General features: G+C 38.9%; 17 protein-coding genes. 9 read left to right on the top strand and 8 right to left on the bottom strand.

Annotated features, from left to right (window positions below; all coding sequences use genetic code 11):
• Positions 1-18 precede the first annotated feature (18 nt).
• From bioF to ACN222_RS01835, 4 genes are all read left to right on the top strand, one after another.
• Complete coding sequence (bioF, locus tag ACN222_RS01850; RefSeq protein ID WP_010994550.1) at positions 19-1,179, top strand: 8-amino-7-oxononanoate synthase; 1,161 nt, start codon at positions 19-21, stop codon at positions 1,177-1,179.
• 173 nt (positions 1,180-1,352) lie between these two features.
• Positions 1,353-2,357, top strand: a complete 1,005-nt coding sequence (locus ACN222_RS01845) for a metallophosphoesterase (RefSeq protein WP_010994549.1) — start codon at positions 1,353-1,355, stop codon at positions 2,355-2,357.
• Between the two features lie 157 nt (positions 2,358-2,514).
• Positions 2,515-3,030, top strand: coding sequence for a MarR family winged helix-turn-helix transcriptional regulator (locus tag ACN222_RS01840; RefSeq protein WP_190984424.1), 516 nt, complete (start codon positions 2,515-2,517; stop codon positions 3,028-3,030).
• The gene (locus ACN222_RS01835; RefSeq protein ID WP_199319685.1) at positions 3,027-4,226 is read left to right on the top strand and encodes an MFS transporter; all 1,200 of its coding nucleotides are present in this window, start codon (positions 3,027-3,029) and stop codon (positions 4,224-4,226) included. The genes ACN222_RS01840 and ACN222_RS01835 overlap by 4 nt, the downstream gene beginning before the upstream one ends.
• A gap of 474 nt (positions 4,227-4,700) precedes the next feature.
• Here ACN222_RS01835 and ACN222_RS01830 read toward each other — a convergent pair whose 3' ends face one another.
• From ACN222_RS01830 to ACN222_RS01805, 6 genes are all read right to left on the bottom strand, one after another.
• Positions 4,701-5,393, bottom strand: a complete 693-nt coding sequence (locus tag ACN222_RS01830; protein ID WP_044520591.1) for a hypothetical protein — start codon at positions 5,391-5,393, stop codon at positions 4,701-4,703.
• Between the two features lie 1,087 nt (positions 5,394-6,480).
• Positions 6,481-7,986 (bottom strand): C2 family cysteine protease, encoded by a 1,506-nt coding sequence (locus tag ACN222_RS01825; RefSeq protein ID WP_010994545.1) that lies wholly within the window; start codon positions 7,984-7,986, stop codon positions 6,481-6,483.
• Positions 7,987-8,402: 416 nt separating this feature from the next.
• Complete coding sequence (locus ACN222_RS01820; RefSeq protein WP_010994544.1) at positions 8,403-8,624, bottom strand: hypothetical protein; 222 nt, start codon at positions 8,622-8,624, stop codon at positions 8,403-8,405.
• Between the two features lie 153 nt (positions 8,625-8,777).
• Entirely contained in the window at positions 8,778-12,254 is a 3,477-nt protein-coding gene (locus tag ACN222_RS01815; protein WP_010994543.1) for a filamentous hemagglutinin N-terminal domain-containing protein, read from the bottom strand.
• Between the two features lie 23 nt (positions 12,255-12,277).
• Positions 12,278-15,736, bottom strand: a complete 3,459-nt coding sequence (locus tag ACN222_RS01810; RefSeq protein ID WP_010994542.1) for a filamentous hemagglutinin N-terminal domain-containing protein — start codon at positions 15,734-15,736, stop codon at positions 12,278-12,280.
• A 10-nt stretch (positions 15,737-15,746) separates the two neighbouring features.
• Positions 15,747-15,914, bottom strand: coding sequence for a hypothetical protein (locus tag ACN222_RS01805; protein WP_010994541.1), 168 nt, complete (start codon positions 15,912-15,914; stop codon positions 15,747-15,749).
• Between the two features lie 170 nt (positions 15,915-16,084).
• Here ACN222_RS01805 and ACN222_RS01800 point away from each other — a divergent pair, with 170 nt between their 5' ends.
• From ACN222_RS01800 to ACN222_RS01780, 5 genes are all read left to right on the top strand, one after another.
• On the top strand, positions 16,085-18,787 hold the full coding sequence (locus ACN222_RS01800; protein WP_010994540.1) for a S8 family serine peptidase: 2,703 nt from the start codon (positions 16,085-16,087) through the stop codon (positions 18,785-18,787).
• A 120-nt stretch (positions 18,788-18,907) separates the two neighbouring features.
• Positions 18,908-19,267, top strand: a complete 360-nt coding sequence (locus ACN222_RS01795; RefSeq protein WP_010994539.1) for a helix-turn-helix domain-containing protein — start codon at positions 18,908-18,910, stop codon at positions 19,265-19,267.
• Positions 19,200-19,853 carry an IS630 family transposase gene (locus ACN222_RS01790; RefSeq protein ID WP_149028798.1) on the top strand — a complete coding sequence of 218 codons (654 nt, stop codon included), beginning with the start codon at positions 19,200-19,202 and terminating at the stop codon, positions 19,851-19,853. The genes ACN222_RS01795 and ACN222_RS01790 overlap by 68 nt, the downstream gene beginning before the upstream one ends.
• A 74-nt stretch (positions 19,854-19,927) precedes the next feature.
• A complete protein-coding gene (locus ACN222_RS01785) occupies positions 19,928-20,437 on the top strand; it encodes a hypothetical protein (protein ID WP_010994537.1) in 510 nt (169 codons plus the stop codon).
• A 268-nt stretch (positions 20,438-20,705) separates the two neighbouring features.
• A complete protein-coding gene (locus tag ACN222_RS01780; protein WP_049942316.1) occupies positions 20,706-22,580 on the top strand; it encodes a CHAT domain-containing protein in 1,875 nt (624 codons plus the stop codon).
• 203 nt (positions 22,581-22,783) lie between these two features.
• Here the strand turns inward: ACN222_RS01780 and ACN222_RS01775 are convergent, their stop codons facing one another.
• Both ACN222_RS01775 and ACN222_RS01770 read right to left on the bottom strand, forming a co-directional pair.
• Positions 22,784-23,530 (bottom strand): DUF928 domain-containing protein, encoded by a 747-nt coding sequence (locus ACN222_RS01775; RefSeq protein WP_010994535.1) that lies wholly within the window; start codon positions 23,528-23,530, stop codon positions 22,784-22,786.
• A gap of 243 nt (positions 23,531-23,773) precedes the next feature.
• Positions 23,774-25,606 (bottom strand): CHASE2 domain-containing protein, encoded by a 1,833-nt coding sequence (locus tag ACN222_RS01770; RefSeq protein WP_419756883.1) that lies wholly within the window; start codon positions 25,604-25,606, stop codon positions 23,774-23,776.
• Between the last annotated feature and the right edge of the window lie 2 nt (positions 25,607-25,608).

Genomic DNA, 25,608 nt, shown 5'->3' with positions numbered 1-25,608 from the left:
TTTGAATTTTGAATTGCTATGCCCGATCCCTATGCTTGGTTACAAAACTCACTCCTAACCATCCATCGGGCAGATTGGTATCGTTCAGTGCAAGCAATACAGGGTCGTGCTGGCGCAAGCGTAGTTTTAGGGGGTCAGGAGGTAATTAATTTTGCTAGTAATGATTATTTGGGGTTGGCTGGGGATGAACGCTTAATAGCTGCGGCTGTAGCTGCTACTCAAGAATTTGGCACTGGGAGTACTGGTTCGAGATTATTGAGTGGACATCGAGAACTGCATGGGCAATTAGAAAAGGCGATCGCCTCTTGGAAACAAACAGAAGACGCGTTAGTGTTTAGCTCAGGCTATCTGGCTAATATAGGAGCGATCGCAGCTCTTGTCGGCAAGCGTGATTTAATCTTATCTGACCAATACAATCATTCCAGTCTGAAAAATGGAGCTATTCTCAGTGGGGCGACAGTTAGGGAATATTCCCACTGTCAGGTAGGGGAACTGAAAACCCAATTACTTGAGCAACGGCAAAACTACCGACGTTGTTTAATTTTGACGGATAGCGTCTTCAGCATGGATGGGGATTTATGCCCTTTACCAGATCTATTAGATTTGGCTGAAGAATTTAGTTGTATGCTCCTAGTTGATGAAGCTCATGCTACTGGAGTGATGGGTGAAACTGGTGCTGGGTGTGTAGAACATTTTGGGTGTACAGGTAGGCAATTAATCCAAATTGGTACATTGAGTAAAGCCTTAGGTAGTCTAGGCGGTTATGTAACAGGAAGCCACAACCTGATTGACTATTTGCGAAACCGCGCCCCTAGTTGGATATATACCACAGGGTTATCACCCGCAGATACAGCAGCAGCCCTAGCAGCAATCAATATAGCTCAACAAGAACCACAACACCGAATGCAGTTATGGCACAACGTTAATTACTTGAGAGAATTATTACAGAAAATACCAAACCTCAAATTACTACCATCAGCATCGCCCATACTATGTTTTCAGTTGTCAAGTCCCAGCGAAGCGCTACAAGTGGGTAAGCAACTAAAACAAGCAGGAATCTTCGCCCCAGCAATTCGTCCCCCCACAGTCCCCACAAGTCGCATCAGAATATCCTTAATGGCAACTCATAAAGCATCACATATAGAAAAATTAGTGGCCGTATTGCAAGGCTTAAATTAGGGAACACCAAAAAATGAATAAACCATCCGTAGAGACGCGATGAGTCGCGTCTTCACTTACTCCCCTATACCCCTACACCCTTTTCCAAACCCTTGATTTTTCGTTTTCATGCGTAAGTCCTAATTTAATTCAAATCCCCTATTAAACTTAAGTTATTTGATCTAACTGAGACTATGCGAACAATCATAGTTGGTGATATTCATGGTTGTTATGAAGAACTGCTTCAACTACTAACTAAAGCGCAAATTACAAAAGAAGACTGTTTAATCTCATTAGGTGATATCGTCGATCGCGGGGTTGATTCTGTCAGGGTGTATGATTTTCTCAAAAATCGCCCCAACACTATCGTTTTGATGGGTAATCATGAACGCAAACATCTACGCCAAACGCTTTCCTATTCCCAGGAAATTGTGAAATTACAGTTTGGCGATCGCTACCCAGAATTTTTAGAATGGGTTAGTCACAGGCCTTATTATCACGAAACTGACGCAGCAATTTTAGTTCATGCGGCCGTGGAAGATGGTATACCTATAGGGGAACAGAGACCAGAGGTTTTGTGTGGTTGCACTGCGGGAGAAAAGCATCTAGAAAAACGCTATGGAAATACATACTGGAGCCAGTTATATACTGGTGTCAAGCCTATTATCTTTGGTCATCATGTTGTAGGTGATATTCCACTGATCATTGCGGGAAAGATTTATGGGATTGATACTGGAGCCTGTCACGGTGGTAAATTAACTGGGTTAATTTTACCTAGTTTTGAGGTTGTGCAGGTACAAGCACCTCAAGACTATTGGCGTGAAGAGATGGTCAAATGGCAGTTACCTGTGATGATGGCTAAACCCTGGGGTAGTTATAAATGGGCAAAAATCCAGGCAGTTTGTGATGAATATAGAGATTCCCCGCATCCAGAATTGTCCGCCTTCATTGTGGAGAAGGAACAGTGGATGAATGATTTACTTGCCCTTGCTCCCACAGCAATCCTCAAGGTAGAAGATAAACTAGCAGAACTGATTTCTGTTTACGGTGCTGACGATTTCAAGAAACAAGCTCGTTGTTTTACCTACGCAACTCTTTTATACAAAGCCAACGCTAGCAATCTTACCCCCGAATTTCTCCAGGAAAGTTTGCCAACACCAGATAAATGGTTACAGGTAATGTCCGAATTGGGCGTGTAGGATTGAGGAGCGGGTGAGAATGATTGTTGCAAGGTTCAAGCGTATATGGCTTTGGTCTGGATTGTACAATTCTCTTATTAGCATTAATAGGTTTAAACCTCATCTGTGGCAAACTTTATCCACTGGTGATGATGTAATTAGGAGAATTACGATACTCATGAAGCTCGATAAACCCTCTCAAGAAGGTGCAAATTCTGTAGAATGTGCCGCCAAAGTAATGGAAACAGTACCCTCAGTGATGCGGTTTATCCGAGCGAAAATGCGAGCGCACAAAGCCACTTTTTTATCGATACCACAATTGCGATCGCTAGCATTCCTCAATCGTAACCCCGGAGCGTCCTTATCTGATCTAGCAGAGCATTTAGGTGTCACCTCTGCTACAGCATCAGCCACAATCGAACGGCTAGTACAACGGGAATTAGTGCAACGGATTCACCATCCACAAGAGCGCAGACGTATTGTCCTCACTCTGACTGATGAGGGGAAATCTATTTTGCAACAATCTTTAGATGAAACACGCGCCCAAATTGCTGATCTTTTGGAAGGTCTGACAGCCGAGGAAATATCCCAAGTTGAAAAAGGATTGGCTTTACTCAAAAATGTCTTTGATCAAACGGAATTCACCCCCCCCCAAGCGCTGAAGCTAACCAGCACGACCCCTTTGCCGCTTTGAGGTTTCGAGACTATCGCCTATTTACATTAGGACGTGTGCTGCTATCTGTGGGATCACAGATGCAGACTGTAGCTATTGGTTGGGAACTCTACGAACGCACTAACTCAGCTATGGTGTTAGGTGGCGTGGGGTTAGCCCAAGTCTTACCGATGATTGCCCTCACCTTAGTTGCTGGAGATATTGCCGATCGCCGTTCACGCAAACTGACTATATTATTGTCAGTAATGTTATTAGCGCTCTGCTCCCTGGGTTTAGCAGTACTGTCTTATACTAGAGGCGCAGTATTTTTAATTTATGGCTGCTTGGCGCTTATTGGTGTGGGTAGAGCATTTCTCAAGCCTGCCAGTGATGCAATTATGTGGCAGTTAATACCAGTGAATGTGTTTACCAATGCAGCCACTTGGAATAGTAGTAGCTTTCAGTTAGCATCTGTGGCTGGCCCGGCTTTGGGTGGTTTGGGGATTGCAGTACTAGGAAGCGCCACAGGAGTGTATATCTTAGCAGCGATCGCTGGTTTTTTGTGTTTTCTCTTCATGGCAGCAATCAAAGAGAAAACAGTTGAGCGTGTCACTGAACCTATATCCTTACAAGTACTAGCCGCCGGTGCTAAGTTCATTTGGGAAAATCAATTAATTCTGGCAGCTATTACCTTAGATATGTTTGCTGTCTTATTAGGAGGCGCAGTTGCACTGTTACCAGTCTTTGCCAAAGATATTTTGCAGGTGGGGCCAGTAGAACTGGGATACTTACAAGCAGCGCCTTCCATCGGCGCTTTAATTATGGCTGTGACCTTAGCCTATCTCCCACCACTACGTAAAGCTGGGACAGCTTTATTGTGGTCTGTGATTGGCTTTGGTGTGGTGACAATTATCTTTGGTCTTTCCCGGTGGTTTTGGCTATCCCTAATCATGCTTACCCTGAGTGGCGCACTAGATACTATCAGCGTAGTGATTCGCCATACATTGGTGCAAATCAGAACCCCCGACCAATTACGCGGTCGAGTTGCAGCGATTAATAGCGTATTTATTAGCGCTTCCAATGAGTTGGGAGGTTTTGAATCTGGTCTAACGGCAGCTTTATTCGGCCCTGTGCTTTCCGTAGTTGGTGGCGGTATTGGCACGATTTTAGTCGTGGTTGCTACGGCTGCGATTTGGCCGGGAATTGTCAAGTTAGGGTCACTGCAAGAATATGAATGAATCAATTCAAAAATTACGAAAGTTCCGTTACTTCTAATGTCTCTCAATTGTGAATTGGTATAAACCTGGTTAAGTTAACGTGCGCCTCCGTTGGAGGCGCACCTACGGGAAGGGCGGAAGAAACAAAGTGAAGCCAGGGATAAGAGAAGTTGTAATCTAGAATTCAAGGCAATTCCTAGACAAAAAAACCGAAAGAACACTGGTGCGAATTCACCCGTCGTGAGTCTGGTTTGGGAATCGGAAGCGAAAGACACTGGTGAAAAGGAAGTGTTTGACAGGGAGCAGTAAACAAACTTTAAAAAACTCCAGACTAATTAGAAAACAGTACGAAATAAAACGCAGATATATTTCCAGCAAAACAGATTTGCTATGCCTGCAATTTTCTCAACTTTTAGTTATAAAACCCCTATAACCCTTAAAAGTCATAGAGGTTTTACAAGGTTAATCAGAATAAACGCTTAATAAAAGCCCTTATTAAGCGTTTATTTTTACTTTCTTTTTCTTAACCACGTTGTTTGTAAAAAGCGCACCTATTCCTAAAGCAGCAAGTGCGCCTGCGGTTGCAGGTTCTGGTACTGGTTGGCCTATTCCAACCTCAACAGCAGACAGAGTCAAGGAGAAACTGCCATTGATACCAGTTCCACTGATTTGATTTGCTGTGAGGATTCCTTCGCTTAAGAAGTCGCCAGTGTTACTGAAGAATGTTCCTCGTAATTGAGGCAACGTGTATCCTACGATATTCTCATCATCGCCAGGAGTAAAGTTTCGACCAGCAATGGAGGGATCATCAACCACAAAGTTGGAACCATCCACAAAACTAATGAATGGAGCGGTAGTTGTGGCTGAGTAGGGTGTTACAGTTGTTCCCAAAACCTCTACTCCAGCACCTGTAAGCACTAGATTGATAGTAGATATAGAGCTAGCAACCAAACCAGAAAATGGGCCACTGGACGATACGGTCGTAAAAGGCGCAGTGAATGAAATAGTGTCATTGTCTGGTGAGATATCAATAACGTTACCGATAATAGCCCCACCAGTAATATTGATTGCACCAAGAGATGCAGCCTGAGCAGAGGAGATGCTTGAGGAAATAGCCAAGGCAGAGCCTAAAGCCAATGTACTACTTGCTAATGCTACGCTGCGACCCCAGTTCTGAAAATTTCTCATTTTATTCACCATGTCAGTAGTTTACGGTTCTCTAATTTCAAGATGATTCCAAATTAGCTAAGTACAAACCCTGTAATTAACTATAGGCATCGGTAACATAAAAATCATATATGTACGCGAATTTCCCTTAACCAAGTAGTATAAACAAAGTTAAGTTAATGCCTATAGATTAATTATGTACTTTACTTAATCAGTATCATTACACATTAATTTCATGTTGTTATTTAGTCTTTTATAAAGAAACCGCTAAGTTTAAATGGTTAATTAAAGATTTATATTTTTTAAATTAATTTGCTATTTTAATTTCTATTACTTTAGATGGATGCTTTGATAATTTAGTATTTATTGTCAATTTAAGGAGAAAGAATTTAATATAAAAAACATTAGTCTTATACGGACTTAAATATTACTTTTGAAATTTTTATTTTTGCTGTAGTACTTGCAATATAAAGAACACAGGCTTGTCAGGCATATGGGTAGGTACATAGACTCCCTTTATCACGCTGAATAACTTTTAAGTAGATTAAATAGAATCTACTTGCAAAAAGTATATTTTTAGAAGAACCATTCTACTCGGTATAACCTTTGATAGATATTTTTATAATCAAGAATTGTAACTATTGATATATGCAAATAAAATAACTTCATCTAATAATATTTATGTTGTACAAAATTCTCGGAGCTACATTATTTTAGATAAGGTAGTCAATATAGTTAAAAATTAACTGTTTTATAATTGTTTATACTTTGACGTTTTTATAAGCTGTTTTGTCTGTGCAGAATAAAGGTAGTATTTTTAACTCGATGATAAATACGCAAAACCTATTTTGCTCATCAAAGCGTTTTGCATTAGTAAAGTATATTTTTTTACTAAAAATTTAGTTTCTTTAATAACGAGTCTTCTTGAGTGCATGACTTACATCTGAAAACTAAAAATTAAGGGTTGGGAGAAGGAGGGGTGTTGATGTTCAAAACCTTTACACCCCCCATACGCTTACACCAAGTTTGAACAGACAACGTAGTGCATCAGTTCGGAGTAGATGCTTGAGAACTTGTGTACGAGATACTCTTTGTTGATCTATTTCTACTAGGAGACGCTAACCCCTAGATTGAAAGAGTTGATAAACTCTTGATAGGATAAGTTGATAAACCCATCATTAGCGCCACTTTTAGCTTTGCCGTCTACTCCCCAAGGGTTGCGAACTACAACACGTTGCTCCCCACTAGCACTAATGTAAGCGTTGCTCACTGAATAGGCATGGGAACCTAAAATAAACGAAGTATCTTTGCCTGAACGGGATGTAGTTATAGCCTTGCCAGCTTTCAAAGCATCTTCCAGCAGCGAAAAGCTGATTCTACTCTTACTATAGTTATTGGTCTTGCGTCCTGTAATGAAGCTAAGAGGAGGAGCAAGAGCGCCGCCATTACCAATGATGTTATAGCCAGGGCGACCATCTGTCCATTCGCGCCATTGAGCATAAGCTTTTTCTACTAACGCTACCCAAAGAACACCATCATTTCTTTGAGCAGCTATGTTGGTGGCAATACGACGGTCTACTGTTACATATTGTGCTTCACCAGGTGCATAATATTTACCTGAGTAAAAGCGTACAGTATAAGTATTGTCTCCGTTGTCTTTAATCATGTTCTTGATCACAGAACTGGAAGCATTACCTGAATCATCAGACTGACGGCTAAAGGTTGCACCCAAAGCAGCTAAGAATGTACAGTCATTGATTATTCCTTGATGAATATCGCCGATTTCCGCCTTATTAGTACTACCAAAAAGATTACCCTTGACCTCAGTGTAAGTAAGCTTTTTACCATTAAACTCAGGTGTCGGTGCTACAGTTCCTAAAAACCAGCGACCGACTAATTTAGACTCAAAATTACTAGCACTCATGCCTGATGAGGCCCCATTAGCAACCTGTGCTGAGAGCCATTTAACATGGTCTTCGATATTAAAGTTGTTCCCAGCAGCAACTATTGTTTTCAGGTCTTTTACCTCGTTGCTGTCAACCACAGAATTATCTTGGACATTTCTGAAAATATCCAACATATCCTGACGGCTTAATTTCCCATCAGATGCTAAGTTGCGTGCTAGAGAAACAATTTTTTGGTCGTTTAAATTTTGACTAAACCAATCTGCACTGGTAGCGGCCAATGTGCTATTTCCTGCATTGCTACTAACGCTACTCTCTTTGTAGACTTCTTCTGGAGAAGTTGAAGAAGTTTGAAAAAATTTCAACTCATATTCAGTGTTACCACGTTTTGAATAGACTCTAATAAAGTAATTCCCAGCGTTTAAAGTTTTGCTAATTGATTCACTGAGAGTTCCACCTTTACTAGAACTAGCAATCACATCACCTTTATCAATTGAGTTATTGCTATTCTTGTCCTTAAGCAGTTGTAAATCTGCATTAGCGCTTAAGCCATCTATAGCAATACTCACACTACTATGAGAACTTAAACTAAAGCTATAGAAATCATTGATATCTGAGGAGCCTACCCAGTCAGAAATAGTCTGAGTTTTAGTATTGAAAGTTATTTTTTGACTGTTACTGAGGGTGTTACCTACTTTATCAAGAGCCATACTTTTCCTTACTGAATCTAGTCGAAACCACTTGAAAAATTACACACTGTAAATGCTTAAAGCTTTAAACAAAAAGATATGGTGAAATTTGTTTAATGTTGCGCTTTAAGTTTGTTAATGATCTAGGGTAGAAATACGCAATATAGCAGGCAAAAAGGGAAGTTCTTAAAATCCCTTTAGTGTATAGGTTTGATCATTATTCATTGATTTATTTCCTCAACTATGATTCGACTGCTATGTGCGATTTGAGTATAACTACTTAATCGAGGAACCAGTATACAGCTCAATCAGAATAATTTGTTTAAATAAACAAGTATTACTGAAAAAATTAATTTAAGCCTGAATAAGTGTAATTTGATGTGATATGACTAGCTTGTTGAAATAACTTGTACGCGCTTTGAACTTCTTCTGTGAAATTAGTTAAACTGCCATCTGCTCTGCAAGCTTGAAAACCAATTGACACACACGTAGGCGTAACATTTAGCGAGTATTCTGGCATTGCAACCATCACTCATCCATTGATATCTGCGGATAATCTCTTGTCTATCCGATTGTGTGTTGGCTTTTGCCATGCCACCATTGATGAATATTGATGCTGTTAATAAGGTTATGAGTAAAATATTGCCTTTCTTCATCATGTAACCTTACCAATAATTACTTTATTGAACAGATTAAAGGAGATTAATGATAGAGTGTATTCACTTTCTATGCTGGTTGATATGCAGGAACTATCATCAAAAATTGCAGAAAAATGTATTGACTATATATTTTAGTAATAGTAAAAAAGAAAATTAACTACACTCACGACTCATCACCATATCCCCATTTGCCAGTCGATATACTCCTTGTGGTTCAACTATAGCGTTGCCTTTTTTCCACGCACTAGCTACATTATTATTACTAACGCTCTGCACATCTCCTGTGGGATAATTAGAAGCCTTAAGCTCACCAGGACGAGTTGGTAAACCACCAGTCCCCGTAATAATAAAAGTTCCTTCTTGTCTAGGACTACGAGCAATACAACTATTAGCAATCAGTACTGTAGTATCAATAGGATTAGCTTGTAAATCGGTGAGTCCGTTTTGGATAGAGCTAATATCAGGTACACCAATGATATTGCCAGAGATTGTCCCTGTGGCGTTAATGTCAGGGCGACTATTATTAACTATTGACTGAAGACTATTGCTATCAGGTATTGTTTCCCTAGCAGTGTAGAGAGCATCACTAAACACAGCACGGGTATTAAAGTTAATATCGCCGCCTTGTCCCTCCGGTGCAAAGGCGAGAATATCACTATCTTCTAAGGCAATGATAATATCTGCGGTGAGGGAAATTCCTCCACCCTTACCGCTACCACTAAATAAATCTGTACGAATGTCGCTGTTATTCCGTAGGTTGATATTTCTAGCATTGACACTGATATTTCCACCACCGGCTTGTTCAGATCGTGCGCTGATTAAGCCATTATTGGCATTGTAATTACCTGTGGCAACAATATTAATATTCCCGGCTATTCCGCTTCCTTGACTTAATGTGGCCACAAGGACGGGAGCTGGCAAGTTAGAATTAGGGGCTAATAAGTTAAGTTCAGTTGTAAATAGGTATATATTCCCCGCATCTCCACTAGAAGTAGTGCTAGCCAGTAAACCAGTATTACCATGTAAGTCGGTGTTGCTCAAGATGTTAATTTTATCTGTAGCATTAATGGTAATGTCACCAGCTTTACCAATAGACTCAGTTCCTGTAACTACTGCTGCACCATTCAACACCTCCATTACACGGGTATTGATCAGAATATTACCTGCATCACTACTATTTCCTGTTAATGTCGATACACTACCGTTGTCTACGACACGGAAATAATCCGTATTAATGATGATATCGCCAGATTGACCAAAGGCTCCTCCTTGGGTTTCAGTCAAGATTGCACTCTCAAACCCATTAGCATTAGTTCCTGAAATAGTGACTGCATCTGTAGCATTGATACGAATAGTTCCGCCTTTACCCTGTCCGCCAGGTAAATTTCCTTCTGGTGGGGAGACTACAGTATCAATCCCACCACCATTAGTTAAAGTTAGCCTCTGTGTCTGGATGTCAATATCACCACCATTTCCAACTGCGCCAGCACCAATTCGGCTATTGATCACACTATTATCAATTACCACCCCATCATTGCTGAAGATATTAATATTGCCTGCATTACCTTGACCGAAAGTCCCGGCTGATATAGCGGCGTTTGTTAGCTGTAAATTTTGAGTACTAATTTTTAAGTCACCACCGTTACCCACAGCGATCGCATTATCATTAAAGTCTGAAACACCAGTAAAAATTATACTAGGACGGTTGCCAATGGAGCTAGTTAACTCAACAGAATTTGATGCGTTGATAGTAATATTACCAGCATTTCCCCCTAAATTATTAGCAGCTTCTACGCTGATATAACCGCCATCTCTAACAATCAGATTTTTGGTATTCAGGTTTATGTCACCAGCACGACTGCCACTAAAAGTTCTGGCAACTAAACCCGTAATTACACCTGTTGTACCTTTTGTATCTATTTCTATTAATTCATTAGCTGTAATATTAATATTTCCGCCATAACCGATTGTTTTTTCCGGTGCTGGTTCGTCAGAAATAGATGTAATCAAACCACGATTTGTGAGACTAATTCTTTCTGTTTGGATATTGATAGTCCCAGCATTACCTATATTTGTGATATCTGTTCGGAAAGACGATGCACCTCCGCTAATAAAAGACTTATCTATACTAATGTCATGAGCATTAATATTAATATCACCTCCATTTCCATTGCTAAATGTAGTAGTTGCTATTTGAGAATTATTTCTTATATCCAAACGATTAGTAATAATAGATAAATTGCCCGCATTTCCTTGTCCAAAAACACTTGAGAAGATAGTTGCTCTATTATTCAAAATAACGGAATTATTAGCTTGAATTTTAATATCTCCAGAATCATCCGCCAAAATGTTGCTGGCACTTATTATACTATTATCAACCACTGAAAGATTTCGCGTTTGGATATTAATACCACCGCTTTTTCCACGAGTTGGCGTTCCTAAAAAATTTGACTGTAAAGAGGAATCTTTGGGTCGAACAATACTGCTAATCTGACTTTCTGACAGGGAAACTGTATCACCAACTTTGATATTAACTGTTCCTGAATTGCCTTGTAGAGAAAATGCCTGAACACTACCATTTATTATGTGCAGCGATTGACTAACAATGTTGATATTCCCACTATCTCCAATTCCTAAAGACGAATTTCCTATGATACTATTTTCAGCAACGGTGACAATGCCAGTAGCATTAATGGCAATATCACCTGCTTGAGTTTGAGAGCTTCCTTGATTATCAAGTATACCTGCAAAAAAATCACTACTATTTAGTAAACTCAAACTATTAGCATGAACTACAATATCACCACCGCCAACACCAGAAGCAAGAATCAAAGCATTATTTATTAATGAAGTATTTGCTCTTGCTACGCTATCAGGAAAGCTTAGGCTTAAACTGTTGCCATTAGTATTTATTCCCACAGAGCCAGGTGCAGCTAATCCACCAATTTCCACCCTACCACCTAATGCTCCAAGTCTTCCGCCATCCATTAAAATTTCCCCAGTGGCGTTAGATGTGGGTGCAATATTACCACCAAGTAAGATTAAACTCTTGTTATTAGGAACTATTAAAGAACCGCGATTTTCAATGGAGTTTGTGCCTTGATTGGCGATTTGATTAAATAAAAATGCTGTAGGGTTGACACTTAGTAGTGTGTTTGTTGATGTAACTGGTGAAGTTAAAGAAAATTCAGTACTACTAGGAAATTGAATGGCGTTAGCTGTGGTAGCGACGAAAGAACCACCGATATTTAACCTAGCACTTGTGCCAAAAATAATGCCATTAGGATTGATTAAATATAAATTAGCAGTACCTTGAGTTCCTATTCTGCCTTGAATATCGGAAGCTGTGCCACCAGTTACTCGTGCAAAGATATTAGTTAAACTGGGGTCGTTGATAAAAATTGCTGCACCACCACTAGGAACATTGAAACTACCAAAACTGTGAAATAAATTAGTGTTATCAACTGTTGCACCACCTAAAATAAAGGAGTTTAAATTAATATCTACAACTTGTGTTCCTAATGTTTGGTCGGCTGTGACTTGTGCCAAGGTTTGGTTATTTGTTGTTACACCTACGCTGAATAATAAACCTAAGTAAAAAACCCAATTAAAATTTTTTTGTTTAATCATAAGCTTTGCTTTTAAACATTTGTTCAATGACACTCACGACTCATCACCACATCTCCATTCGCCAGCTTATACACTCCTTGCGGTTCAATAATCAGGTCACCTTTTTTCCACAAACTAGCCGTACTCTGATGAGTGACACTCTGCACATCACCTGTGGGGTAGCTGGAATTCACGGCCTCACCAGGACGAGTTGGTAAACCACCAGTCCCCGTAATAATAAAAGTCCCTTCTTGTCTACGACTACGAGCAATGCAACTATTAGCAATAAGTACTGTAGTATCAATGGGATTAGCTTGTAATTCTGTGAGTCCGTTTTGGATAGAGCTAATATCAGGTACACCAATAATCTTGCCAGAGATTGTCCCTGTAGCGTTAATATCGGAACTACTATTACTCACTAGTGACTGAAGACTATTTCTATCAGATGCTGTTTGTCTGGAGTTGTAGAGCGAATCGCTAAATACAGCGCGGGTATTAAATTTAATATCCCCACCTTGTCCCTCCGGTGCAAAGGCGAGAATATCGCTATCTTCTAAGGCAATGATGATATCTGCTGTGAGGGAAATATTACCACCTCTACCTTCACCTATAGATAAATCTGTGCGGATATCACTGTGATTGCGTAGGTTAACATTTTTAGTGATGATATCGATATTTCCACCACCAGCCTGTTCAGCTCGTGCGCTGATAAAAGCATTATTAACATTCAAATTGCCTCTAGCAGTGATGTTGATGTCCCCTGCAATGCCTCGTCCCTGACTGCGTGTGAAAACTCCAGCCTCGTTACTTAAATTAAAATTAGTAGTGGATAAGGATATTTTTCCTCCATTACCAGTGGAGTCTATAAGTGTTCCTGCAACGATCGCAGCATTATTTCTAGTTTCTGGACTTACCCCAGAGACGGTTATACTATCTGTAGCATTAATAATAATGTCGCCTGCTTTGCCACTACTACTAGTGCTGGAAAAAATTCGTCCACCAGTCAAAGCCTCAAAGATACGAGTATTAATGGTAACACTACCTCCGTTACTGGAGTTAAAGGTTCCTGTATTCAGGAAAGCATCTTTTTCTATGAGAAAATAATCTGTATTAGCAATAATGTCTCCTGGTTGACCAATACTTCCTCCTTCATTGCCAGCTGCTAATAAGCTAGCAAAACCGTCTGCATCCCGTCCGGAAATAATTACAGAATCGGCTGCATCAATGCGAATAGTTCCACCTTTGCCTATTCCTCCACGCCGAATACTAGCATCAACTTGACTACCATTAGTTAAAGTTAGTCTTGGTGTCTGAATATTAATATCTCCCCCATTCCCAACTGCACCAGCATCAACTTGACTAAATATTAACCCACTATCAAGAACTATCTCATCATTACTAGATATAGTAATATTACCTGCATGACCTTGACCTAATGTTGCTGCTGATATAACGCCATTTGTTAGCTGTAATTTTCCAGTGGTAATATTTAACTCCCCACCATTACCCGCATTCATCACATTATTATCAGAAGATACAACACCCGTAAAAATTCTACTATAAGAATTTCCTAGAGAGCTAATGAGCTTAACAGTATCGGAGGCATTGATATTAATGTTTCCCGCGTTTCCTCCTAAATTATTAGCAGCATCTGCCATGATAACACCGCCATTTCTCACAATCAAATTTTTGGTATTTAGCGTTATGTCACCAGCACGGCTACCACTAAAAGTTCTGGTACTAAAACCTGTGATTATATCTGTCGCACCTTTTGGATCTATTTCTATTAATTCAGTGGCTGTAATATTAATATTACCACCAAAACCACTTGTTTCTTTCTGTTCTGGTCTGCCAGAAGTAGATATAATGAAGCCACTATTAGTTAGATTAATTCGTGCCGTTTGAATATTAATATTTCCAGCATTCCCTAAATTAACGATAGTGTTTAAAAAAGAGGATGTACTTCCGGTAATCAAAGATTTATCTATATTAATATCAAGAGCAATGATATTAATATCACCAGCATTTCCAGTTCCTAAGGTATTAGCTGTTATTTGAGAATTATTGATTATATTTAACCAATTAGTATTAATGGATAAATTACCTGATTTCCCTTGGCCAAAAGCACTTGAAGATATAGTTGATCTGTTATTCAAAATAACCGCATCAGTAGCTTGAATTTTAATATCTCCAGAATCATCTGCCAAAAAGTTGCTTGCACTTATCGCACTACTATCTACTGCTAAAAGACTGCGCGCCTGGATATTAATACCACCACTTTTCCCCCTAGTCGGTGTACCTAATAAATTTGACTGTAAAGAAGAGGCAGAGGCACCTCTTGGCCGAACACTACTGCTAATTTGGCCGCTTAATAGGGAAACCGTATCATCCACTTTAACATTAACTGTTCCTGAATTACCTTGTAATGAAAATGATTGAACTGAGCTATTATCAATGATTTGCAGTGATTGAGCAACAATGTTGATTTTTCCACTATCTCCAATTCCCAAAGAGGAATTGGAGATAATACTATTTTGAGCAACAGTGACAATGCCTGTAGCATTAATTGAGATATCACCTGCTTGAGTTTCCGCGTTTCCTTGGTTATTAAGTATGCCTGTAAAAAAAGCACCATAATTTAGTAAGCTCAAGTTATCAGCATTAACTACAATATCACCACCACCAGCACCAGAAGTAAAAACGGTACCATTATTAATCGATGAAATATCTGTTTTTGCTACACTATCAGGAAAAGTTAGGCTTAATTGGTTGCCATCAACATTAATTCCTATAAAACCAGGTTCAACTAATCCACCAATTTCTACCCTACCATTTAATGCCTGAACCACTCCACCATCGATTAAAATTTTTCCAGTGGCGTTAGATGTGGGTGCAATATTACCACCAAGTAAGATTAAACTCTTATTATTAGGAACTGCTAAATAACCGCGATTTTCAATGGAGTTTGTACCCTGATTCGCAATTTGATTAAATAAAAATGCTGTAGGGTTGACACTTAGTAGTGTGTTTGTTGATGTAACTGGTGAAGTTAGAGAAAATTCAGCACCACCAGGAAATTGAATAGTATTAGCAGTGGTAGCAACAAAAGAACCACCGATATTTAAACTAGCATTTGTACCAAAAATAATGCCATTAGGATTGATTAAATATAAATTAGCAGTACCTTGAGTTCCTATTCTGCCTTGAATATCGGAAACTGTGCCACCAGTTACTCGTGCAAAGATATTAGTTAAACTGGGGTCGTTGATAAAAATTGCTGCACCATCATTAGGAACATTGAAACTACCAAAACTGTGGAATAAATTAGTGTTACCAACTGTTGTACCACCTTGAACAAAATAACTTAAGCCAATATCTGTAACTTGTGTTCCTAATGTTTGGTCGGCGGTGACTTGTGCCAAGGTTTTCGCATTTGTTGTTAAAGTCAGGCTGACTAATAAGCTTAAGGTGAAATACCAGTTTAAATAATCTTGTTTAATCACAATTTTGCTCTCAGGCAAATCTTATATAAGGTTTGTTAAGTGAAAATTCCTGAGCGATCGCCGAGGAAATATTACCGCTCCAGTCTAAGTTTAGGCGATCGCTATGATTTGGCTGAAGCAGTTGTAAAGGAGCGTTACAAATATTGTATGTCCAGGTGTAGCAACCTGATGAATCCATTTACGCTCATAAAGAATGCAGTTTTCTGCAACTCTGCATACATGATGTTGCATACATCGATACTCAATCCTGCATTTAAGACTGCATAAAGCATAAACGACTAATTCTTGTTCATTTCGTACTCTGTAAAATTATGCAGGGTTAAATGGTCAAAATAAAAACATAAGATTATGCCTACTTTTCCTTCTGATCCTTTATTTCAGTATCAATGGCATTTATACAACTACGATTGGTTTACTGGTACTCGTGGTCTTGACCTCAATGTAGTCGATGTTTGGGATGACTATACCGGGAGGGGTGTGACGGTTGGTGTATTTGAAGGGGGTGGTGTTGAATACACTCATCCTGATTTAGCTCCCAATTACAATACTGCTATTGATTATGATGGCGTTACCAACGGTGGTAATCCTTACCCTCTAGCTGGAGAAAGCGGTCATGCTACTTCTGTTGCGGGTGTGATTGGTGCAGCTGCGGGAAATGGTATTGGTGGGGTGGGTGTAGCTTATGGTTCAACCTTAGCTTCCTTCCGATTTAGTTACAACAATTCTGATAGTATGATTCGGGCATTGCAGCGCCTACGCAATGTGGATGTCGCTAATAATAGTTGGGGTAGCACATCAATTTTTGGGGCTGATTTTCTTAATCCTGGATATGCTCCAGTAGTTCAAGCTATTCGGGATGCTGTCCAGTTTGGACGCAATGGATTAGGGACTGCAATTGTCTGGTCAGCTGGAAATTCCAGAGAAGAGGGTTTAAATACCAATTATTCCAACTTTTCCAACTCTCGCCACGTCATTTCGGTAGCAGCGCTTGAATATGATGGTACAGCTTCCTTTTATAGCACTCCAGGGGCTTCTATTCTAGTTTCAGCTTTTGGCAGTGGGGTTCCTGGTAGTATTGTGACTACAGACCGTAGAGGATCAGAAGGTTCTAGTTTAGGAGACTATAACTACGAGTTTAACGGCACTTCAGCAGCAGCACCTGAAGTTTCTGGGGTAGTCGCCTTAATGCTGGAAGCCAATCGGAATTTAGGTTATCGAGACATACAAGAAATTCTCGCCTATTCCGCCCGCCAGAATGATTTCTATAACGTAGGGGGAAATTACATTTGGCAAATTAACGGTGCTAACAATTTTAATGGTGGGGGTTTACACGTCAGCCATGATTATGGGTTCGGTTTGGTAGATGCGCTTGCTGCTGTGCGTTTGGCTGAGACTTGGCAAAAACAGAGCCGATTCAACAACGAGCAGTCTCTTTCTTACAGTTCAGGTAATCTAGGTTTGACTGTTCCTGATAACGATGAGGCAGGAATTAGTCACACTTTTACGGTGGCGGCTGGCTTAGAAATTGACTGGGTAGAAGTAGAACTTAATCTGACTCATCCTTATCGGGGTGATATAGTTGTTTACCTGACTTCTCCGAGTGGGGTTCAGAGTGTTTTGGTTCATCAACCTGGTAATAAGGAAGATGAGGGAGACAATATTGTGTTTAAACTCTCCAGTACGCAACACTGGGGAGAAACCAGCGCTGGCAATTGGACACTGACAATACAAGATTTAGGCCCCTCAGATATCGGCATTTTTAATAGTTGGAAATTAAATTTATACGGCGATGCTGATACTATCAATGACACTTATTTCTACACCAATGAGTATGGTTTTTATGGCTCAACGACACTAACCGATAGTTCAGGTACTGACACGATTAATGCGGCGGCGATTACTGCTGACTCTTACCTCAACCTAAATCCAGGGTCTACAAGTATCCTCAATGGAACCGTCTTAACTATCAGTACGGGAACTACAATCGAAAATGCTTTTGGTGGTGATGGTAATGACACAATTATCGGTAATAGTGCTGCTAACGTTTTGCATGGTGGTAGGGGTAATGATACTCTCGATGGCGGAGTAGGTAACGATACGCTCAGGGGTGGTAGAGGTAACGACACATATATAGTCAATAGCACTGGGGATATCGTTACGGAAAACGCTAACGAAGGTATAGACACAGTTCAGTCATCTGTTACTTATACTCTGGGCGCGAATGTAGAAAATTTGACTCTGACTGGTACGGGTGCAATCAACGGTACAGGTAACAGTCTCAACAATACGATCACTGGCAACAGTGGCAATAATACCCTCAATGGCGATGCTGGTAATGATTTCCTGATTGCTGGCAATGGTAATGACATTCTCAATGGTGGTACAGGCAATGATACGATGCTTGGTGGCGGAGGTAACGACACCTACATTGTTGATAGTATAGGCGACTACGTTTTGGAAAATGCCAACCAAGGTACAGACTTAGTTCAGTCATCTATCAGCTATACATTAGGCAATAGTTTAGAGAATTTGACTCTCACAGGTACATCTGCAATCAATGGTACAGGTAACCGTCTTAACAACGTCATTACAGGTAACAGTGGCAACAATACCCTAAATGGTGGAGATGGCAATGATACTCTTAATGGTAGTGCAGGTGTTGATACTCTCCTTGGTGGTAACGGTAATGACATCCTCGTTGGTGGTACTGGTAACGATACACTAACAGGGGGTGTAGGACGCGATCGCTTTACATTCAATTCTCGTAGTGAAGGTATCGACAGAATTACCGATTTTAACGTGGTTGATGACACTATTGTTGTCTCTGCGGCTGGCTTTGGTGGCGGGTTGGTTGTAGGTGCGGCGATCGCATCTAGTCAGTTTTTACTAGGTTCAGCCGCCACTACTGCTAGCCACCGATTCCTCTACGACCGAAACAACGGCGCTCTCTTCTTTGATCAGGATGGCACGGGTGCGATCGCTAAAGTTCAATTTGCTACCCTCAATACTGGACTGTCCTTGACCAATGCAGATATTCTCGTTGTTGCTTAGGGATTTATGGCAAGTAAATCACTAACATAAGGGGAAAATTACCAGCTTCTATGTTAGTGATTACAGCACTTTGTCTAACGGTTTGGTACAGTAGTTGAGAAGATAAAAGTAAAAAATCAGATGAAACCCTACTCAGTAGACCTGCGCTCAAAAATTATTAGCGTTTACGAAGCGGGAAATACATCTATTCGCAAAGTAGCAGAAAGATTCAAGGTAAGTAAAAATACAGTACAAAACCTCGTGAAGCGAAAACGAGAAAAAGGGACGCTAGAGCCAAGTGTAGCGACAGGAGGAAAACCAAGCCAAGTATCTGGTTATGAACAACAGATAGAGCAAATGGTAGCAGAACATCTAGACTATACCCTAGCCGAATACTGTGAGTATTGGGAAGAAAAGACAGGGGTAAGGTTAAGTGAGAGTGCAATGTGCAGATTTCTTCAGAAACAGAAGCTCACCCTCAAAAAAAACAGTACGAAGTAGTCAAGCAGGAACAGAAATTACACAAAATAAAAGGCTTTCTTACTGGGAAAGCGTCCGAGATATTGTTGCAGATGACCTAGTTTTTGTAGATGAAATGGGCGTATTACTCGGATTAACGAGAGGAATGGGCAGAAGTAAAAAGGGAGACAGAGTTTATGATGTCAAACCATTTTACCGTGGAAGCAGAGTTACCGTAGTGGGGGCTATTACTAACAAATCAATCCTCTCCCTCAAAACATTAGGGCCATCAATGAATGGAGAAGACTTCAAAAAATTTGTGGAACAAGAGCTATTACCGAAATTGTGGAAAGGGGCAGTAGTGGTCATGGATAATCTCAAAGCACATAAAATGAAGGGGATTATTGAAATGATCGAGTCCGTAGGCGCAAGGGTAGTTTATTTATCACCTTATTCACCTGAATTTAACCCCATAGAACATCTCTGGTGGCAACTCAAAGCATTTATCCGCAAGTTTTCACCAAAAAATATTTTGGCAGTAGTACAACTGTTGTCACTAGGAGTTCTCTTATGCTCAAGTCAGCAACTCCAAAACTACTTTTCTCACTGTTGCTACTGTACCAGTTAGTCGCGCAAAGTGCTGTATCTATTTTTCCATTAAAATAAATAGCAAACGAATCCTACATCTATCAATAAACATACGTGTTTAGTAAAATTTTTAAATCATTTTTTTATTCTTGGCTAGCAACCCTATTTAGTACCAGCCTCATACTCTGTATATGTTTCGGTAATTCTCATCCAGTAGCTATAGTAAATGCTCAAACTCCTGATGCTTATAAACTTGTTAATCAGGGTATTGAAAGCTATAAAAAAGGAGATTTTCATGCAGCGATTAAACCTTGGGAAGCTGCTTTAGATTCTTATCAAAAAAACAATGACTTTCGTAATATAGCAATCATTAACGAAAATTTAGCTAGAACTTATCAGCAGTTAGGTAATAAAAGCTTAACCTTGAGTTATTGGGAAAAGGTAAAAGATTATTATCACTCTCAAAAAAATTTGCAAAAAGTCGGAAGGATTCTCACTGAAATAGCACAAATTTATAGTAATTCAGGACAAACAAAAAAAAGCTATCAGTCTTTTATGTGGTGTAAATACATTAACTTGTCAAACAGGGAGTGCATTACAAATTGCCCAGGAACAACAAGATAAATCAGGAGAGATTGCAGCCTTAGGAAGTTTAGGAGAAGCCCACCGTCTGCAAGGTAATTATGATTTATCAATTAAATATCTAGAGACTGTCAGCAATAGCCAAAATCAAACCGACAACTTTGCTATCCTCAACAGTTTAGCTAATGCTTACGCTAGCCGCGCCCAACTTTGGAATTTACGCGCTAAATCTGCTCAAAATCATAACTCTTCTAAAGAGAATGAGTTTGTACAACGTTCTAAAGATGATTATATAACAGCCATAAATTCTTTGCAAAAAAGTATTGGGGTAGCAGCTAAAGAAAATAATCAAATTGCTGAACTACGTAGCCATATAAATTTAATCAAACTTGCTTATCGAACTATAGACATTAATATTTTCAATCCAAAGCAAATTGAGACAAATATCCAACAAGCTTTAGCTCTCATTGAGCAACTACCAGATTCAATTAACAAAGTATATGCTGAAATTGAATTGGCTAACTTACCTAGTATTAATGATGAATTCACTGCATCCATAAATCAATGCTACCAACAAACAAGATTGCCGGAAGTACAAGTTAAGCAGCTTTTTAATCAAGCCATTAAAACTGCCCAAAAGTTACAAGATGCCCGATCTACATCTTATGCTCTGGGAGAATTAGGACATTTATATGAATGCCAGAAAGCGTATAAATCTGCTTGGGAATTAACTAATCAGGCTATTTGGTTCGCTGATCAAAATTTGCAAGCAAAAGACAGTTTATATTTGTGGGAGTGGCAAGCGGGCAGGATTCTAGCAGCACAAAAGCAATTTAATCAAGCACTCTCTTTTTATGAAAGAGCTTATAAAACACTAGAAGAACTACGCAGTGATATTTTAACTACAAACCGTGATTTTCAATTTGATTTCCGCGATGTTGTTGAGCCTGTCTACCGACAACTAGCACAACTTCAGCTAGAACTAGCTACATCTAATAATCAAGATAGTGTAAGGCGAAATCAACAACTAAATAGTGCGTTGACTACTATCAATTCCCTCCGACAAGCAGAAATCCAAAATTATTTTGGTAATGATTGTATTTTAGCAGCTTTGAACAATAACTCACTGCATCAAGTCATAGAAAAAGATACTGCGGTGATTAGTTCAATTATTTTTAAAGATAAAATAGGAATTTTACTCAGTCTACCCAATCAACAAGAGTATTTACATTGGGTAGAGAATAAAAATCAAGAAATGTTGCGTCAGGAAATATTTCAATTCCGTAATAGTTTACTAGCGCAACAGACTATCAACTACAGTACGAAAGATGCCGAAAATATTTATGATGCAATCATTAGTCCAATTGAAAAATATTTAACCGAACAAAGAATTAAAACTTTAGTTTTTATTCAAGATGGTTTCTTGCGTGATGTCCCAATGGCTGCACTTTACGACAAAAAAGAAAGCAGGTATTTAACTGAAAAATATGCTGTTGCCACAACTTCTAGTTTACAATTGACCGACTTAAAACCGTTAAGCTCACAAGTCAATCGTGCTTTAGTTTTAGCTTTGAGTCAAGAAAGTAAAATTGATAACAAGGTTTTTCCTGAACTTGCATATTTCCCTATAGAATATACGGCTATTAAAAAAATATTTCCTGAAAGTAAAAAATTAGAAAATGAAGAGTTTGCTATCCACAACTTAAAAAAGGAAATTCAAGAAAAAACTTATCCCATTATTCATATTGCGACCCATGCACAGTTCGGTATTATCCCAGAAGATACGTTTCTGGTAATAGGTAATAATGAAAAGCTCACCATTGACAAACTAGAAACCATACTGCGCCAAGCTGGTAATATTTCTAATGCTGTGGAACTATTAACATTAACGGCTTGTGAAACAGCTACAGGTGACGATCGCGCTACACTAGGTTTAGCTGGTGTAGCATTGCAAGCTGGGACAAAAAGCGCCTTAGCTTCACTATGGCCTGTAGACGATGACTCTACAGCCAACTTAATTGCCGAGTTTTATGATAAGTTACGCAATGCAGGAATGAGTAAAGCACAAGCCTTACAAGCAGCACAGTTAAAACTAATCAATGCCAAACAAATACCAGAAATTAATGACAAATATGACCATCCATACTATTGGTCAGCATTTATCCTCATAGGAAATTGGCTTTGAGCAGGAATAGTCAAAACTAAGTGTAGTCTTTCATAGTTTATTTACCTCTAGCTTGAAAGATTGTGTAGGGGTGTAAGGGTCTAGGGGAAAGATATCTTTCATCTATGACTGTGAAATTTTTCATTGGGACTGCTGAGAAGTTCTCATTCAACTAGTACCGCCAACTCCTCTCAAAAGCAAGGTATTTCAACACAGAATTTAACTCAATTTTTTTCTTGATCTGCGATTTTATGTAGAAATTGTATTCTCTTTTGGACTAATTTTTCAATCTCTGTAGGCTTTGGGGATTCATGTTTAGCAAAGCTTTTAACTATGTTTGCACCTAAATCGCCTAGTTTGCCATTATTGGCTAACTTTAAAGCCTCATTCAATGCGTCATACCACAAATCTTCTTCAGCAAAGATATTAGCTTTTTGTAAACCATTTGCTGCACTGGGTAATTTACTTTTGAGTGTAGATGACATTTCTACAACAATAAATTCTGCTGCTTCGACTATGTTCACCCCAGAACATCTCATCGATAACTGCCAAAGGTATTTCTTACCTATAGTTAAATCAGGATTGTCTTCAGGTAAGGGTATTGGAAATATACCTGATTTGACATCTTTGTGTACGGCATTACCTAGCTGTTTAACTTCCTTGTCTGAAGTAAATTCAAAAATCCGCAACTCTACTTTCTGAGGACTAGAGACAAACCCTACAAAAGTAGGACGTAACTCTGTTGTGTATCCAACATAAGTCTGTGGTGCAAGTACTGTCAGAGGTATGGTTTCACTGGAGTCATTGGGACAACCTCGTTTACCCGCGCTTCTGCTATAGTCGCTTGCAGGTTGGCGGCGATTAGATGATGGAGAAGCTGTCACTGCAACTGGTGTCAGAAACAGCAATAAGCCAAGACTAGCACTAGTTACTAGTCTGGGGTTGATAGTGAAGCTAAAATTTTTTGACATTTGCCTTCTCTAAGTTATCAATTTGATCAACAGGGAGAAATTTCTGTCTATAAGAAGTGAAATCTTACCATATTTATGTGAATTTTACTAATTTAATAGCAATTTCTGTTATTTGTTGATTTATAGAAAGTGAGTATTGCTTACCAAAATCATAATGATATAGGATTTATACTTGAGTGCCAAAATATACGTATGGTGGCAATGCCCAACCTACAGATACCTAAATATTTTCAATAATCAAATCTAATTCAGATAGTTTTTCTTATTGTTTGTTAATTTCCATGTAACTTCACAGATTGTCCCCTTGGGATCAAGGGATTCACACCTAAAATTTCCTCCCAGTTTTTTAGCAATATTTCTAAGTTGCTTCATCCCTTTATTTTCAGACAATGAAGTGAATCCACAACCATTGTCTTTAATCATCAAAGTATATAAACTTCGTTCTGTCTTGCCAATAGCTTCGATTCTCTTAACACCTTTGGCGTGTTTTCCCACATTACATAAAGCTTCTTCTAAAAATAGACATAACTCTTGTTTTTTTTCTATATTTAAGTACTTTTCATCTATAGGCTCAAATGTGCGGACTTTGACGTTAATATTATAGAAATATTCTAAATCGTCTCTGGCAATAGTACTTGTATATACTTCGTAAAATAATTCATGGATTGGTCTTTTTAAATCAATTTTGACACGGCTACCTAAGCGCAAGCTTTCATTAGGAGTTAATGCTTCGATTCTTAAATACTCACCGATAGAGCGAATTTCAGAATTAAGTTTTTCTAACTGCAATATTAATTGATCATTTTGTAAGTTGTCTGTACCTACCTGCCTCAATATATTAGCTAAAGTCTGTAATGGGCCATTATGAATAAGTGTAAACGTATGCTCTATAGTGTGTTGACTTAGCTGTATTTTTATTTGACCTTGTCTATATTCATGAAAAGCGAAGACACTGATTCCCAAACCGTTAATTCCTAAAATTAGTAAAGTCGGTACTAGGGGAATCCACCAACCTAATAAGATGAGTAAGTAGCTGATACTTATTAAGCCAAATATTATTAGTGTAATAGCTAATAAATTTCTGCGAAAAGTCTTTGTCACTCTGGCAATAGCTATTGCTATCACTCCCCAATTCATTATCCATAAATATTCCCAACCATCAGACCAAACTTGTAATAACGGTCTACCATTGAGAACTGCATTAATTATTTGTGAAGCAACATGAGCATGAAATTCGACTCCATAAATTTGTTCATAAATTTTTGAGCTAGCAGTTGCTGAAGTATTAAATAAATCATTACTACTAGCAGCAGTTACACCAATGATGATTATTTTTTGCTTGAGCCAATTTGAGTTGAATTTATTATTTTTAATATCATTTAGAGAAATAAATCGAAATGGTTGTTTACCACTGCGAAAATTCACTAGCATTTTTAAGCCAGTATCATTTTCTCCTACATATCCACCAGTATTTGCAGAAAATATAGGCAGTTCTGTATTAGCAAATCGAATATAAGAATTATATTTACCTGTGTCTATAATGATATTCTTAGTAGCTAGATAAGCTTGTGCTAATCTCAGGGCTAGGGAATATTTGTCATCTTGGGGATTTTGGGGATTTTGGAGTGAGGCGGTCAAAAGTAAATAGCGACGATAGTTACCATCTCTATCTGCTATTACATCAGAAAAACCTATTTGTGTTGGTGGTAGGTTTGGTGGTGGAGAAAATTCGTCAGGTGGTAAAACTTTTTCAATACCAATCAGGTTTTGATATTGTTGGAATACTTGAGTAAGTTCTTGATGTCCTGGTTCTGTTGGGACATTTTTGACAATATCAAGCCCAATCACTGCGGGTTTGTAATTCTGTATTTTTTGAATCAGTGAAGCAATTTCTAAATCTGGAATTGGGTAAGTTCCTAAACTACGAATGTCATTTTCATTAATTCCGACAATTACTATTTCTGGGTCAGACACTTCGGCTGGACGCAACCGCAGAAAAGTATCGAATAATATCAATTCTAAGCCCTGCAATAATCCAGATAATCTGGCAATTATTATAATAAATAAAACGGTCATTC

It is taken from the genome of Anabaena sp. FACHB-595 (genome assembly GCF_048568275.1).
GTDB lineage: Bacteria > Cyanobacteriota > Cyanobacteriia > Cyanobacteriales > Nostocaceae > Trichormus.
Note: the sequence above shows the minus strand (reverse complement) of the source record. Positions and strands in the feature narration are given on the sequence as shown.